This window comes from Glutamicibacter sp. JC586, assembly GCF_009805585.1.
Taxonomy (GTDB): domain Bacteria; phylum Actinomycetota; class Actinomycetes; order Actinomycetales; family Micrococcaceae; genus Glutamicibacter.
Genome location: NZ_VHIN01000022.1, coordinates 276,690 through 290,842, shown reverse-complemented (window position 1 = coordinate 290,842; position 14,153 = coordinate 276,690). Strand labels below are relative to the sequence as shown.

The 14,153-nt window shown below is 55.1% G+C and carries 13 protein-coding genes; 9 read left to right on the top strand and 4 right to left on the bottom strand.

The annotated features are described in order from the left end of the window. Positions 1-44: 44 nt before the first annotated feature. Complete coding sequence (locus FJV47_RS15105; RefSeq protein ID WP_159614429.1) at positions 45-911, bottom strand: biotin--[acetyl-CoA-carboxylase] ligase; 867 nt, start codon at positions 909-911, stop codon at positions 45-47. A gap of 41 nt (positions 912-952) precedes the next feature. Then, a complete protein-coding gene (locus FJV47_RS15100; protein ID WP_159614428.1) occupies positions 953-1,810 on the bottom strand; it encodes an NAD(P)-dependent oxidoreductase in 858 nt (285 codons plus the stop codon). 195 nt (positions 1,811-2,005) lie between these two features. On the opposite strand from FJV47_RS15100, the gene FJV47_RS15095 reads away from it, so the two are divergent. The 3 genes from FJV47_RS15095 (at position 2,006) to FJV47_RS15085 (ending at position 5,748) form a co-directional block, all read left to right on the top strand. Further along, positions 2,006-3,616, top strand: a complete 1,611-nt coding sequence (locus FJV47_RS15095; RefSeq protein ID WP_159614427.1) for an acyl-CoA carboxylase subunit beta — start codon at positions 2,006-2,008, stop codon at positions 3,614-3,616. 44 nt (positions 3,617-3,660) lie between these two features. Beyond that, a complete protein-coding gene (locus FJV47_RS15090) occupies positions 3,661-3,882 on the top strand; it encodes an acyl-CoA carboxylase subunit epsilon (protein ID WP_159614426.1) in 222 nt (73 codons plus the stop codon). Positions 3,883-4,080: 198 nt separating this feature from the next. Next, complete coding sequence (locus FJV47_RS15085; RefSeq protein WP_159614424.1) at positions 4,081-5,748, top strand: DUF885 domain-containing protein; 1,668 nt, start codon at positions 4,081-4,083, stop codon at positions 5,746-5,748. A 66-nt stretch (positions 5,749-5,814) separates the two neighbouring features. On the opposite strand, the gene FJV47_RS15080 is transcribed toward FJV47_RS15085, so the two are convergent. Then, a complete protein-coding gene (locus FJV47_RS15080; RefSeq protein WP_159614422.1) occupies positions 5,815-6,204 on the bottom strand; it encodes a VOC family protein in 390 nt (129 codons plus the stop codon). Positions 6,205-6,342: 138 nt separating this feature from the next. Between FJV47_RS15080 and FJV47_RS15075 the strand changes: the two genes are divergently transcribed. The 5 genes from FJV47_RS15075 (at position 6,343) to FJV47_RS15055 (ending at position 13,359) form a co-directional block, all read left to right on the top strand. Beyond that, a complete protein-coding gene (locus FJV47_RS15075; RefSeq protein WP_159614420.1) occupies positions 6,343-6,825 on the top strand; it encodes a DUF2975 domain-containing protein in 483 nt (160 codons plus the stop codon). A gap of 212 nt (positions 6,826-7,037) precedes the next feature. Continuing rightward, on the top strand, positions 7,038-8,417 hold the full coding sequence (locus tag FJV47_RS15070) for a dicarboxylate/amino acid:cation symporter (RefSeq protein WP_159614418.1): 1,380 nt from the start codon (positions 7,038-7,040) through the stop codon (positions 8,415-8,417). A 118-nt stretch (positions 8,418-8,535) separates the two neighbouring features. After that, a complete protein-coding gene (locus FJV47_RS15065; RefSeq protein ID WP_159614416.1) occupies positions 8,536-9,213 on the top strand; it encodes a TetR family transcriptional regulator in 678 nt (225 codons plus the stop codon). A gap of 4 nt (positions 9,214-9,217) precedes the next feature. Next, positions 9,218-12,721 (top strand): MMPL family transporter, encoded by a 3,504-nt coding sequence (locus FJV47_RS15060; protein ID WP_159614414.1) that lies wholly within the window; start codon positions 9,218-9,220, stop codon positions 12,719-12,721. After that, on the top strand, positions 12,718-13,359 hold the full coding sequence (locus FJV47_RS15055; protein WP_159614412.1) for a nucleoside triphosphate pyrophosphatase: 642 nt from the start codon (positions 12,718-12,720) through the stop codon (positions 13,357-13,359). The genes FJV47_RS15060 and FJV47_RS15055 overlap by 4 nt, the downstream gene beginning before the upstream one ends. A gap of 22 nt (positions 13,360-13,381) precedes the next feature. Here FJV47_RS15055 and FJV47_RS15050 read toward each other — a convergent pair whose 3' ends face one another. Next, entirely contained in the window at positions 13,382-13,594 is a 213-nt protein-coding gene (locus FJV47_RS15050; RefSeq protein ID WP_159614410.1) for a hypothetical protein, read from the bottom strand. Positions 13,595-13,619: 25 nt separating this feature from the next. Between FJV47_RS15050 and FJV47_RS15045 the strand changes: the two genes are divergently transcribed. After that, positions 13,620-14,138: a CGNR zinc finger domain-containing protein gene (locus FJV47_RS15045; RefSeq protein WP_159614408.1), complete on the top strand. Its 519-nt coding sequence runs from the start codon at positions 13,620-13,622 to the stop codon at positions 14,136-14,138. The last annotated feature ends 15 nt before the right edge of the window (positions 14,139-14,153 follow it).

Here is a 14,153-nt window from a genome sequence, read left to right as displayed (position 1 = left end):
ATCAGTACCTTCAATAATAGTCCCGGCACTAGGCCCAACGCCTATTAGGCGTACTTTCCATCGGCGCGCCGCACGTGGTGCACGTCCCCGGCCAGCACCTCTCGTCGTTTACCCGTGGCCTCTTCCAGAACCAGTGCACCATCGACACCAAGCTGCACCGCTCTAGCCTCTAGTACCGATCCGTCAGGAAATTCCACGCGGACTTCGTGGCCTAGGGTCGCTAGTTTTTCACTGACCAACTGGTGCAAAGATTGACCTTCAAATCCTGGCAACGGCATGTGCACAGATCCGCCAACCTGGCGGAAACTGCGGTCCAATGCCGCTAGTTCTTTCAGGTACTGGGCCAGCAGTTGGGTACGGTCCACCGAGTGCGAACTGGCAAGCCTGAGCGAAGTCGCCGTGGGGACAGGTAGTTCTTCTCGGCCCTGATCCACGTTCATTCCGGTACCAATGACTACGCCGTATCCACTGGAGACCGGAACCATTTGGGCCAGGATGCCACAGATCTTATATTCTCCAGCGAGCAAGTCGTTGGGCCACTTGATCCCCACCTTCACGCCCGTGACCGATTGCGCAGCGCGACTCCACGCCACAGCAGCAATCATTGTGTACCAGCTCAAAGCTTCGGTGGGAATACTCGCGCCAGGAACAACTAAGACGCTCACGGTGATGGCGGAGCCAAGTGGCGTTAGCCAACTACGCCCAAGTCGACCTTTTCCGGCCTGCTGATGTTCGGTGTAGTAGACACTGAGATCGCCTGCCTCGCCGGTAGATGCCAGCGCGGCGAGCTCGATATTGGTCGAGCCTGAGACTTGTTTGAGCTGCACGAGCCCTAGGTTCAACTGATCGGTGAGCTTGGCAAACTCAGTTGGGTCAATTGCAGCACGGGCGGTGCCAGAGGAATTATCCATGCTCTCAACCCTATGACACCTTCTGCCCGTCGACCGCTTGCTTATAGGAAGATGTCTTCTACTAGGGGAACGTCCGGATTCAACGTGTATTTATCCAGGTCGGTCACTCCAGCAAGTTTCAGCACCTGTCCATCGGTGAAGAAGTTTCCGCTGAGCGTTGCTGGCGAAGAACTTAAAATCGCCATGGCGGCATCGGCAACGATTTGAGCATCGCGGGCTCCCTGAATCATTTTCTGCCCGCCGGGCAAATTGCGAATGGCCGCGGTGTCGATGAGGGTTTCCGGCCACAGGGAATTGACACCAACCAGATCATTTTTGAGTTCTTCGGCTAAGCCAAGTGTGGTCAGTGACATTCCGTATTTAGCCATGGTGTAGGCCAAGTGCTCGCCGGCCCACCGAGGATCGAGATTCAGTGGTGGCGAAAGCGTGAGGATATGCGCGTGCTCGGAGGCGCGCAGGTAAGGCAACGCGGTTTTGGACAGTAAGAATGTTCCGCGAACGTTGATGTCCTGCATCAGGTCGTATCGCTTCATGTCGACCTGGTCGGTTTTGGCGAGGTTGATCGCTGAGGCGTTATTAACCACGATGTCGATGCCACCAAAAGTTGCTACCGCTTCTTGCACTGCTCGTTCTACGTCTGCGTCGACACGGACATCGCCAACTACTGCTAATCCTCGTCCGCCGGCCTGATTGATTTCTTCAACGGCGGTATGGATCGTGCCTTCTAAACTTGGGTGTGGATCCGAAGTTTTGGAGAGCAATACTACGTTGGCACCCAGAGCGCCGGCGGCTGTGGCAATAGCTAGCCCGATCCCGCGACTTCCACCGCTCATCAAGATTGTCCGGTTCTTCAAGTTTTGCGCAACTGGGTTAACCTGAGTTCGAGATTCATTAGTCATGTGATCTAGGTTACGCGATGATTCTCCACTAAGCTACCGATCAGTAACTTATTCTGGCGTGCCACGCAGTGGATATCTTGGCAATTTGTAAGATTCCTACAATCAGAACTCGCGTTTCCCCAGCTAGACTGACTTAGATGGCATTTTTCTTGTGCTATTCCTACACATTGATGACAACTCGAGGGAGTCGAAGGTATGACGCAGGGCAGAACCGAGGCAGACGAAGCAATCGACCTGTCCACCACCGCCGGCAAACTCGCTGAATTCCGCCGCCGCCAGAAGCTTTCCGAAGCACCGAGCGGTCAAGCAGCTATCGAAAAGCAGCACTCGCGCGGCAAGAACACCGCTCGTGAGCGTATCGAGATGCTCATGGACGAGGACTCTTTTGTAGAATTTGATGCCCTGGCCGTTCACCGTTCCACCGCGTTTGGAATGGAAAAGAAGAAGCCACTAGGCGACGGTCTAGTCTCAGGCTACGGCACGGTTGACGGCCGCTTGGTTGCCGTTTATTCCCAAGACTTCACCGTCTACGGCGGCTCGCTCTCACAGGTGAACGGCGAAAAGATTGTTAAGGTTCAAGAATTCGCACTGCGCAATGGCTGCCCAGTCGTCGGCATCCTCGACGGCGGTGGCGCTCGCATTCAGGAGGGCGTTGCCTCCCTGGCAATGTTTGCCGACATCTTCCGCAATAACGTTCACGCTTCAGGCGTTGTTCCTCAGATTTCTTTGATCATGGGCCCTTCGGCCGGCGGCGCGGCGTACTCCCCCGCACTGACCGACTACGTGATCATGGTTGATAAGACCAGCCACATGTTCATTACCGGACCCGACGTCATCAAGACCGTGACCGGCGAAGAAATCGACATGGAAACCCTTGGTGGCGCGCGCCAGCACAACGCCAACACCGGTACCGCAACATACCTGGCAAGCGACGAAGAAGACGCGGTGGAGTTCTGCAAGGAACTACTAGACTTCCTGCCTTCTTCTAACCTCGCAGATGCGTTGATTGCAGAATTTGATGAGGATCTGGAAATCTCCGAGGACGACCTCGCGTTGGATACCTTGATCCCAGATTCCGCTAACCAGCCATATGACATGCGCAAAGTGATTGAGTCAGTAGTTGACGACGCGCACTTCTTCGAGATGCAGTCGCTCTACGCGCCGAACGTGATGATCGGTTACGCCCGTATTGAAGGTCGCACCGTTGGCATCGTGGCCAACCAGCCAATGCAATTCGCTGGAACCTTGGACATTGCTGCATCTGAGAAGGCCGCCCGCTTTGTGCGCAACTGCGACGCTTTCAACATCCCAATCCTCACCTTTGTTGACGTCCCTGGCTTCCTGCCAGGTAAGGATCAAGAGTTCCAGGGCATCATACGTCGTGGCGCCAAGTTGCTTTACGCCTATGCGGAAGCCACCGTTCCCAAGCTCACCGTGATCACCCGCAAGGCCTACGGTGGAGCGTACATCGTCATGGGCTCCAAAAAGCTAGGCGCTGATCTGAACTTGGCATGGCCTACCGCGCAGATCGGTGTGATGGGCGCGCAGGGTGCAGTCAATATTCTTTACCGTCGCGATTTGGCAGCAGTTGAAGCTGAAGGTGGAGACGTCGAGGCTCGCCGCAAGGCCATCATCGATGACTATGAGGCGGAACTACTCAACCCTTATCAGGCTGCCGAGTTGGGCTACGTTGACGCGGTCGTTGCTCCAAGTGACACTCGCGTGCAGCTGGTTCGCGGGTTGCGAGCGCTACGTGAGAAGCACGCGGTGTTGCCACCTAAGAAGCACGGCAACATCCCACTGTAAGTAGCAACCCGCCGCATATTCGAGCACTACCAAGGAGCACAGTAATGGAACAGGACGCCGCGAGAACCGCAGTCCCACAGATCCGTGTCACCAAAGGTAAACCAACCGCCCACGAGTTGGCGGCCGTTACCGCACTGCTTAGCGCCATGGGTAACACCGCCGCATCGGCCCCGGAGGTCCAAGCACCTGCTCGGAATCGGGTTAGCCGTCTGCGTAAGCGTCGGGCTCTGACCCCGCGGCTTGGCTGGACCATCGGTCGCCGCTAGCCAACGCAGTCAATTTTAATATTCAGTCAAGGTCTGTCGCATTCAGCAATGAGAGCGACAGACCTTGGCTGTTTTCGTGCTTAGGATTAATCGCGCGGATCCAACGGGTAAAACTCTCCCGATGAAAACAGAGATTTATATCAATGAGTCGACGTAAAACTCTTCAACAAATCTTTCATATCCACTAGTGTTGGCTCCATGACATCATCATCCTCGCACCGCGAGCCCTCAGCGATCGATAAAATCGCTGAAGACTTCTTCACTAAGAGCCTTGAGCTCACCCCCGAATGGGGCGTTTCGCTTGGTCTGCCCGGCTTCGAATCCGGCTACGGAGACTACTCCCCTGCTGGCACTACCGGTCAGATCCGCCTGTTGCGCGACACGCTCAGCGCATTGGCTAACGCCACCGCTGTAGACGCCGTCGACGAGGTCACCCTCGACGCGATGACCGAGCGACTAAGCCTGGAGCTGGAAATCCTCTTCTCCGGGCGCACTGAGCTAAACAATATCGCCAGCCCACCCCAGGAAATCCGCTCCATCTTCGATTTGATGCCTCAAGATTCTGCCGAGGATTTTGGCTTCATTGCTCAGCGGTTGGAAAATCTTCCTGCGGCCATCGACGGATATGTCGCTTCCTTGCGTGATTCCGCATCAAATTCTCTGGTCGCCGCCAAACGACAGATTCGCATTGTGACCACTCAGTGCACCGACTACGCCAAAGACGACGGATTCTTTGATCAGCTCGCGGCCTCAGGCACAAGCATCGTTCCTGATTTAGAACAGCGGCTTAAAGCCGGTGCTATCGGAGCAAAACTTGCTTACCGACGATTGGCAGAATACCTAGAGAACGAATTGCTCGCTCAAGCACCAGAGCAAGATGCAGTTGGCCGGGAATACTACTCATTGATGTCGCGCCGCTTCCTCGGAGCCACCGTTGATTTGGAAGAGACCTACGCTTGGGGGGTGGCCGAACTTGATGCCATCATTGCCGAACAACAGCGAGTAGCTCAACAAATCAAGCCGGGCTCAACCATCGAGGAAGCCAAGCGCGTCCTGAACGAAGACCCAGCTCGAAAGCTTAATGGCACCGAGGCACTTCGTGAGTGGATGCAGGGCAAAGCCGACCAAGCGATCGCCGACTTAGCTGGTGAACACTTTGACATACCAGCCCCAATGGACCGCATTGAGTGCATGATTGCACCCACTGAAGATGGCGGCGTCTACTACACCGGTCCGTCCGAAGACTTTAGTCGCCCCGGTCGCATGTGGTGGTCAGTTCCACCAGGCGAAGATCAGTTCACCACCTGGGCTGAGCTAACCACGGTATATCACGAAGGTGTTCCTGGGCATCACTTGCAGATCGGCACCGCTCAAATGCAGGCAGCCACCCTAAACAGCTGGCGCCGATTGATGTGTTGGGTTTCGGGACAAGGCGAAGGTTGGGCGTTGTATTCGGAGCGTCTAATGCACCAGCTTGGCTACCTAGATGATCCCGGGGACTACATGGGCATGCTTGACGCCCAACGACTGCGCGCAGCACGTGTTGTTTTTGACATCGGAGTTCACCTAGAACTTCCGGTACCTGCCCAATGGGGCAAGGGAACATGGAATGCAGAAAACGGTTATGAGTTTCTCGAAAAGAACTTGGACCTTTCCCGAGGGCAGCTCGATTTCGAATACAACCGCTACCTCGGCTGGCCAGGACAGGCCCCGTCCTACAAGATCGGCCAACGGCTCTGGGAGCAGATTCGCGACGAGTACGCTGCATCTGAGGGTGAATCGTTCTCACTGAAAGACTTCCACACTTCGGCATTGCAGTTGGGTTCAGTTGGTTTGGACACCCTCAAGCGCGCGTTGCTTAAGTAGACGACACATCAAAACGTTGGGCTCCGAAAAACATCATTCGCTGCCCAACGTTTTGATGCCTTATGTTTATGGCTGATAGCTGGAAATCTGGATCAGGTTTCCGCAAGTATCATCAAAGGTTGCCACAAAAACGGTGTCGGCATCCGTCGGTCCCTGAGTGAATTCCACACCTAGCGCACTGAGTCGCTCAAATTCCTTTTGGACATCATCCACTGCAAACGACGTAACAGGAATTCCGTCAGCCTTGAGCGCTTCACGATACGGTGCGACTGCACGATGAGCTGCCGGCTCGAGTAGTAATTCTGTGCCATCCGCATCATCTGGCGACACCAAGGTCAGCCAGCTATATGGACCGGCAGGCACATCATGCTTGACCTTGAACCCAAGAATCTTTGTATAGAACTCTTTGGCTTTAGCTTGGTCGTCGACGAAGACGCTAGTGATGTAGACGCGCAAATTTTCAGTTCCTTGTTTTGGCGGATGTTCTGATGACTCTCAGCTTTCCATACCTGCACTACACGTCAAGGCGTGTTCATGCTGTCTTTCTTTTCAGAAGCTATTGAAAAACGATCGAAAATCATCGAAACTCGATCTATGCAACATTTTTTGATTGTAGTTCTTCGCATCGCGCTCACCTTAATCTTTCTAGGCAGCTTGTTAGGCCAGACGGTTATCCTGCCCCAATACATCAGTGAGGTCACGGTCCAATACCCCGAGATGACGTCCCTGTCCACTACGTACCGATGGATTGTCACTGGTGGAATTACCTGCTTACAAGTGGCACTGATTTCAATCTGGGTACTGCTCTCAAAGGTTGAGCGCGTGGAGATTTTCACCGGTGGCTCGCGCCGTTGGGTTGACATTTTTATCGCCGCTTCAGCGCTGGCCACTGTGCTGGTGGTTATCTTGGGGTTCCACTTGCTGGTCATCGTCGGCGTCGGCGGGCCCGGAGTATTGCTGGCAGTTGCCAGCGGCACCCTCGGATGGGCCACTGCAGGTCTGCTTATGCTGGTGATTCGTGGGGTCATGACCTCAAGTAATCATGCCCGCTCGAAGGGCCTGCCACATTACGGATAAATAATCCATCTTGCCGTCGATACCAACATTCTGACAGTGCCAGTTGAAGTAGGGGGCAGAGCATCACGGCAGTCGCTTATCCAGCGGAAAATCGCCTTTCAAACCTCAAAAACCTGGCAAAAAATATGCTAAATGCCACAATGACTTTGTATTTGTAACATCAGGTAATCTAGAGTTCATCACTGCTTGGCCCGCAATCTAGCCTTAAAAGCATGTCTAACTCTGCACCTTCATCCAAACTTCCCAAGTGGATGACCAGCTTCGGGCCACAAATCATTGCCGCCCTCGTTGTTGGCCTAGCCTTGGGGCTGATCGCCAAGTACACCGGCAGTACCGCCGATGAACCAAACGGTCTGGGCCGCTTCCTTTCAATCATCGGCTCCAGCTACGTATCACTGCTGCGCACTGCTGTAATTCCCCTGATCTTCTTCGCAGTCGTCGCCTCAATTGCAAACCTTTCCAAGGTCACCAACGCTGCACGCCTTGCTTGGCAGACCCTCTTGTGGTTCGGAATTACTGCCCTCGTATCGGTGACCATCGGTATGATCTTGGGCGTGGTATTCCAGCCAGGTGCCAACACCGGTCAGAGCGCTCCGGCGGACTACGAAGGTAAAACCGGCGACTGGCTCGGCTTCCTCACCGGGCTGATTCCGTCCAACTTCCTTGGACTGGGCGCAAGCACTTCTGTGACAGATGGTGCAGCCACCACCTCGGTCAGCTTCAACGTTTTGCAGATCCTTGTTGTAGCCATCGCCGTTGGTGTTGCTGCGCTCAAGGTTGGCAAAGCGGCCGAACCATTCCTCTCCTTCTCCGCTTCCGCGTTGGCCATCATCCAGAAGGTGCTGTGGTGGATCATCCGCGTTGCACCTATCGGTACGGTCGGCCTGATCGGTAACGCCGTGGCTACCTACGGCTGGGACACCATCGGTGCCCTGGGTAAATTCACCATCGCCATTTACGTAGGCCTCGCATTGGTGCTCTTTGCGTTCTATCCCATCTTGGTACGCAGCCATGGCTTGTCGATCAAGCAGTACTTCTCAGGCGTCTGGCCAGCGGTACAGTTGGGCTTCGTTTCACGGTCCTCCATTGGCACCTTGCCACTCACCCAGCGTGTAACCGAGCGCAACCTCGGGGTACCTTCGGGCTATGCGTCCTTTGCCGTTCCGCTGGGTGCAACCACCAAGATGGATGGTTGCGCTTCGATCTATCCAGCCATTGCCTCGGTGTTCGTTGCTCAGTTCTTCAACATTGACCTGAGCTTCACCGACTACCTGTTAATTGCGATTGTTTCGGTCTTGGGCTCAGCTGCGACCGCAGGCACCACCGGTGCAGTAGTGATGTTGACGTTGACGCTGTCAACACTGGGCCTTCCATTGGCTGGTGTCGGACTACTTATGGCCGTTGATCCAATCATTGACATGGGCCGCACCGCACTGAACGTTGCCGGTCAGGCACTGGTTCCAACCATTGTCGCCAAGCGTGAAGGAATTCTCGATCTGTCGATGTACAACGCTGCACGCAACGGCAACCCGTTTGCTGAAGATACCTTCGCAGATGACAACTCCAATGCTGAACCAGTTGCTACAAAGTAGCTTCTGATTTCATCACAGAAGGCGTCCGAGTCAATGACTCGGACGCCTTCTTCGTTAACAACCACCTGCAGCACGTTTCAATTTGCACAGCGTGCAAGTTTGCACGTAGTGTAATTATGTGACTACTCAAGGTGTCGGCACTCGCCGCGAGCAAAATAAACTGGCTACAAAACAGGCCATCGTAGACGCTGTTGCGCAGCTGCTTAAACAAGGACCTTCAACGGCGCTCACCGCGAATGAGATCGCCGATTCTGCTGGCATTTCCCGACGCACACTGTTTAATTATTTCCCCACAGTGGACGCTATCTTCTCCTATCCTCTGCATCAGCTACTTGATGCCATGGTCGACTCCCTGGCCGAACCTTCCGAAACCATCACCCTGCTGGATTCCATCTTGCAAGGACTTAAATCGGATGAAGTAGCCCAGTTGCTGGGACAAGTCGCCTACTTCGGCGTCTATCTCTGCGCCGATGACGCAAACATCTACCACCCGGCCAATGGAAATGAGTGGCAACAGGCCACCAACGATCTTTACTCCAAGGTTGTCGCACGCTATCCGCAAGTCGACAGCTTCGCAGTGCGAGTGCTCACCCATTCCGTTTTAGGCGCCGGTCAGGCGGCCTTTGAGCAATGGTTGGAACAGCTTCCTGCCCCAGTCAGCGACAACATGGACATTTCCGATGATCTCATCGCCGCTTTCCATGCCTTGGTCACTAAAGCAATGAATACCTTGGACCAAGGCTTCGCCTTGCTCCCGATCAACAGCACAAGCACTAGCACCCCGAAGGGCATCTAAGCTCATGGCATCAATCCTTTATCGCCTGGCTCGGTGGGCACATCTTCACCGCTACCGCGTCATCTCGATGTGGCTAGCCGCGTTCATTTTCATTGGCATTTGCGCCAGCCTGTTCATGGGCCAGCTTTCCAATACGTTCACGTTGCCCGGCACCGAAACCCAGCGCACTTTGGACCGCATGAAGGAAGAACTCCCAGATTTAGCTGGTGGTTCTGGTTCCATCGTTTTCCGCGAAAGCACTGGCAAAGAGCTGAGCCCCGCACAGCAAAAGTCCATTGCCGAGTCACTCGAGCAGCTCTCCATGCATCCGCAGGTCGCCGATGCAATGAGCCCCTTCGAGCTGCAAGCCAAGCTGGATGATGCACAGCCAGAATTGGACAAAGCCAATCAGAAGCTCGTAGACGGCCAGAAAAAACTTGATGATGCAAAAAAGAAAATTGCCGATGGCAAGGTTCAGCTCAAGGACGGCCGGGAGGATCTAACCACCGGGTGGGCACAGTACTTTGACGGCGAAAAGAAGATCAAAGACGGCGAACCTCAAATCCTGGCGGCCGAAAAGAAACTTGCCGACAGCCGCGCACAGCTAGAAGCTGGTCAGAAAGAGCTCGACTCAGGTGCTTCAAAACTGGCCTCAGGTGAAGCGCAGTACAACAAGGGTCTAGCAAAATACCAGTCCGGCAAGCAGACCTACGACTCGGGCCAAGCACAATACAGCGCGGGAGAGAACAAACTGGCTGCCGCAGAAAAGCAGCTAGCTACTGGCCAAAAGGAATACCAAGCCGGACAAAAACAGCTACTAGGCAATTCTTCACGCAGCGAGTTTGAATCAAAGCTGTCTACCGGCAAGACCCAAGCAAACGAAGGTTTGAAGAAGGCCGAAGACGGCCTGGCCCAGGCCACCGCCGGAGTTGAAAAAGCTGATGCATCCATCGCACAGCTTAATGAACAGATCTCCGAGACCGAAAAAGCGCTGGAGCAAGCCAAGGCCGACGAAGATGAAGAGGCTATCGCCAAATACACCGCGACCTTAGAACAGCTCGAAGCTGGGCTAACCGAAGCACAGAAGGGCAAAGCTACCGCTGCCGCAGGTGTCCAGCAGGCCGAAGCTGGCAAGAAAGAAGCAACGGCCGCTCTGGACCAAATCGCTCAGGGCGAAGCTGGATTAGCAAAACTGGATGCAGCAAAGAAAAAGCTCGACGCTGGCCAAGCCCAGGTGGACTCCGGGCGCAAGGAACTGGAGGCGAACAAGACCAAACTCTCTACCGCCAAGTCTCAACTTGCCCAGGCCAAAACCAAGCTCGATAGTGCCAAGGCGGAAATCGCGGCCAACAAGGCCAAGATCAATGAAGGTCAGGCAGAACTGGATGCTGGCTGGGCCAAGCTCAATGCCGGTCAACAGGAATTTGATGCAAAGAAGGCTGAATTTGAAGCCGGCAAAGCACAGTTAGTTACCGCCAAGCAAAAGCTTGAAGCTGGCGAAAAGACCATCGAAGAAAAGACCGTCGAGCTTAAACAAGGCGAGGAAGATGTCAAAAAGGGTGAGAAGGAACTAGCCTCCGGCCAGGCCGAATTGCAGTTCGCTGCACGCCAGGTCGGCGCTAACTCCGATATGCGCTTTGTTTCCGAGGATCAGAGCACCGCGGTCTCGCAGGTCAGCTTCAAGGTACAAACTGATGCGCTCACCCCAGCAGACCGTGAGCAGATCAAGGCCATCGCCGCGGGACCTCAGGCCAATGGTGTGGAAGTCCTGTTCTCCAAGGAGATCATGCAGGACATGTCTCAGGTCTTTGGCTCATCAGAAATCATTGGTGTGGTCATCGCAGCCGTTGTTCTATTGATCATGCTGGGGACAGTCGTTGCAGCGGGCCTACCATTGGTTCTGGCAATCTTGGGTGTTGGCGCCGGTGTAGGCACCACCATGGCCTTCTCTTCACTTATCGACATGGCTTCAATTACCCCTGCTCTGGCGTTGATGCTGGGTCTTGCCGTGGGCATCGACTACGCCCTGTTCATCATCCACCGGCACCGCACTCAGTTGTTGGCCGGCATGGAGGTTGGCGAATCCATTGCACGCTCGGTGGGTACTAGCGGCAATGCCGTAGTTTTTGCCGGCTTGACCGTGATTATTGCCTTGGCTGCCCTGGCAGTTCCAGGCCTTCCGTTCTTGACCGTATTGGGCCTATCAGCTGCCTTCACGGTGTTCTGCTCGGTACTTCTGAACATCACCTTGTTGCCAGCCTTGCTCTCGTTGGTAGGAGAACGTTTGGTCTCCAAGCGTGCTCGCGCCAAGGCGGCCGCGCAGGAAGAAAGCCCTCAGCTCAAGGAACCTCTTTCCGCACGCTGGGTCCGTACCGTGACTAAATTTGCTGTACCTGTGACCTTGGTCGTCGTGGTGCTCCTGGGAGCTATCGCCCTGCCCGCCTCACAGATGCGCACCGCGCTGCCCGACGGCAGCGCTGAGCCGGCAGACTCGCAGGCCTTCCAAGCCTTTGAGCAGACCAGTGACAAGTTCGGTGCCGGTTACAACGGTCCGCTGTTGGTTCTGGCAGATCTGCCCGAAAACCTGAGCAAGCGTGATGCCGAATCGAAGTCTCTGGACGTTGCGGACAAGATTCGTGACTATGACGGCGTGGTTGCCGCCATCCCGGTAACCATGACCGATAACCGCCGTTTGGCTGCTATCCAGGTCATTCCGACCGGCGGACCGTCCTCGGAACAGACCGAAGCCTTGGTTCACCAGCTACGCGACGATAAATCCAAGATTGCTGATGCGACAGGTGCTGAAATTTCAGTTACTGGCCAGGTGGCGGCGCAGATCGACGTGTCCGAAAAGGTCACCGATGCTTTGGTTCCGTACCTGAGTATTGTGGTTGGTCTGTCCTTGATCTTGCTCCTGTTGGTCTTCCGTTCCGTGATCGTTCCACTCTTGGCTACCGGTGGCTTCCTACTCTCATTGGCCGCTGCCTTTGGCGCGAGCACCTTGGTCTATCAGTTCGGCTGGTTCTCGGGCATCTTCGACGTGAACGTCCCAGGACCGCTGCTTAGCTTCCTGCCGATCCTGCTCACCGGCATCCTGTTCGGCTTGGCCATGGATTACCAGGTCTTCCTGGTCTCGGCCATGCGTGAACGTTACGCTCATGGAGAGCCGGCCAAGGACGCTGTTCGTTCTGGCTTCTCAATGGCGGCCCCTGTGGTGACCGCAGCTGCACTGATCATGATTTCGGTCTTTGCCGGCTTCATGTTCTCGCATCTAGCTATGCTTCGCCCGCTGGGCTTCGCCTTGGCTTTCGGGGTGCTCTTCGATGCGTTCATTATTCGCATGACGCTGATCCCAGCGGTGATGCATTTGCTTGGTGACAAGGTTTGGTACCTCCCGAAGTGGCTGGGCAAGATCTTGCCCGATGTTGATGTGGAAGGATCGAAGCTGAATCAGATGCTTGAGTCCGAGGATTCGGGCACTGATGATGGATTTGATGATGACTACACCAAGGAACGCGTCTCGGTATGAGTGAACAAGAAGAATCATTGCCTCGCCTAGTCTTGGCTTCAGCATCGTGGGGACGCAAAAAAGTGCTGACCGATGCAGGCTTGAGATTCGAAACTCAAGTGTCCACCGTTGATGAGGATGCGGTACTTGCCAGTGCTGAGTCCAAATTTGGTGAGCAGACTCCTGCGCAAACCGCCCAGCTACTGGCCAAGGCGAAGGCTGAAGATGTGGCAGCAAGCCAGCATCCTGCTGGCACTGTGGTTCTTGGATGCGATTCGGTCTTTGAACTTAACGGCGTTGCTTACGGCAAGCCCCACACCGAGCAAGTAGCCCGCGAACGTTGGAAGCAGCTGCGCGGCGCTACCGGTGTGTTGCATTCCGGTCACTGGCTGATCGATACCCAGAATCCTCTGGATGCTCAAGGCCAAGTGTCTTCTACGGTGGTTCATTTCTCCACGGTCACTGATGCGGAGATCGAGGCCTACGTCGCCAGCGGTGAACCCCTACCGTGTGCCGGAGCCTTCACCATCGACGGGTTGGCCGCCGCCTTCATCGAATCCATTGAAGGTAACTTCCAAAATGTGGTGGGGTTGGATGTCTTTGTCCTTCGGAGCCTGCTGGCTCAAGCCGGAGTGCGCATCATAGACCTCTGGAAATAACCGCACATTACGCGCCTAGGAGCTACTGCTCCTGGGCGCGTAGTTCTTTACTGGACATCGTCGTACCGTGGCCGAATCCGAGCTGGCGCATCTGGTGCGTTTTACAGGCGCGACACTTGAGGTACTGGGTGATTCCGGTGGAGGTCTGGTGGCTTGATACAACCTCCCACAGGTGTTGATGTTGGATTGTTGCACGGCTCTGGAAGGTCGTCAGAGTCTCATTTGTGGTCGTCATAGAATCAGCATGATGTAATGTCCTTATGCAACTCAACCCTTACGGAGAATATGCGGTATTGCTTGCAGGATCGCTAGCCAACCAGTGGCCAGAAGACCGCGATCAAATTGAAGCGCGCACCCGCGAGGTCGGAATGACCATGCCCTTTCCGCGGCGAGCCGAGGACTACCTCGAAACCCGGAGGGTCATCGATGACTGGCTGCAAATTGTTGACGCACCAACCGATCAGTCACGCGCCGAGCTGCTCAATCTGCAAATGGCACAGGCTTCGGCTTACCCGCGCATGATCGATCACGATGGCGAAGGCTGGCATCTGCATTACCGTGACAACGGTCAAACTATGCCGCTGGTTCTGCGTTCGGTGATCGCCGTAGGCACAGCCCTGCATTTGACCACACGCGGGATGCACAGGCTGCGCCGCTGCGAAGCTGAACCCTGCACGCAGGTGGTGGTTGATGTGACGCGCAATGGACGGCAGCGCTATTGTTCGGTTCGCTGCGCTAACCGGGCAGCGGTGCGACGCCACCGTGAACGACAAGGCTAGCGAGGTGGCGACCTT

Excerpts from the sequence above, each read along its gene's own strand:
- FJV47_RS15105 (WP_159614429.1), bottom strand. The coding sequence starts at position 911 with ATGGATAATTCCTCTGGCACCGCCCGTGCTGCAATTGACCCAACTGAG.
- FJV47_RS15100 (WP_159614428.1), bottom strand. The coding sequence starts at position 1,810 with ATGACTAATGAATCTCGAACTCAGGTTAACCCAGTTGCGCAAAACTTG.
- FJV47_RS15095 (WP_159614427.1), top strand. The coding sequence starts at position 2,006 with ATGACGCAGGGCAGAACCGAGGCAGACGAAGCAATCGACCTGTCCACC.
- FJV47_RS15090 (WP_159614426.1), top strand. The coding sequence starts at position 3,661 with ATGGAACAGGACGCCGCGAGAACCGCAGTCCCACAGATCCGTGTCACC.
- FJV47_RS15085 (WP_159614424.1), top strand. The coding sequence starts at position 4,081 with ATGACATCATCATCCTCGCACCGCGAGCCCTCAGCGATCGATAAAATC.
- FJV47_RS15075 (WP_159614420.1), top strand. The coding sequence starts at position 6,343 with ATGCAACATTTTTTGATTGTAGTTCTTCGCATCGCGCTCACCTTAATC.
- FJV47_RS15070 (WP_159614418.1), top strand. The coding sequence starts at position 7,038 with ATGTCTAACTCTGCACCTTCATCCAAACTTCCCAAGTGGATGACCAGC.
- FJV47_RS15060 (WP_159614414.1), top strand. The coding sequence starts at position 9,218 with ATGGCATCAATCCTTTATCGCCTGGCTCGGTGGGCACATCTTCACCGC.
- FJV47_RS15055 (WP_159614412.1), top strand. The coding sequence starts at position 12,718 with ATGAGTGAACAAGAAGAATCATTGCCTCGCCTAGTCTTGGCTTCAGCA.
- FJV47_RS15050 (WP_159614410.1), bottom strand. The coding sequence starts at position 13,594 with ATGACGACCACAAATGAGACTCTGACGACCTTCCAGAGCCGTGCAACA.
- FJV47_RS15045 (WP_159614408.1), top strand. The coding sequence starts at position 13,620 with ATGCAACTCAACCCTTACGGAGAATATGCGGTATTGCTTGCAGGATCG.